Origin of the sequence: Leuconostoc sp. BM2 (genome assembly GCF_002095565.1) — a bacterium.
GTDB lineage: Bacteria > Bacillota > Bacilli > Lactobacillales > Lactobacillaceae > Leuconostoc > Leuconostoc falkenbergense.
On the sequence record NZ_MOWQ01000138.1, the window covers coordinates 1 to 286 of the forward strand.

General features: G+C 40.6%; 1 protein-coding gene. It reads right to left on the reverse strand.

Annotation, left to right across the window (positions count from 1 at the left end; translation table 11 throughout):
* Positions 1-80 precede the first annotated feature (80 nt).
* The coding region (locus BMG01_RS10860; protein ID WP_084939558.1) for a transposase at positions 81-286 on the reverse strand (206 nt) is incomplete at its 5' end.

Below are 286 nucleotides of genomic sequence, written 5' to 3' on the forward strand. Positions count from 1 at the left end.
TGTGCTAAAAATTGATTAACTAGCGGCAATCCCACATTACGGACTATTTTTTGGCTAGTAAGATGGCCGCTCAATGCCTGTCAGGCTATGCGTGATAAAATTTCGTTTTCTTCCTCCAAAATAGCGAGGCGCTTCTCTAGTTGCTTGACGTCTTTTAAAGTCTTTGACTGACCCTTGATCATGATTGGGGTAGCTTGTTTAACCCAAATAGCAATAGAATCTTTTGATGGTCCAAATTCTTCTGCTAATGATTTGAGTGAACGGCCTTCTTGGTGAAGTTTAACCA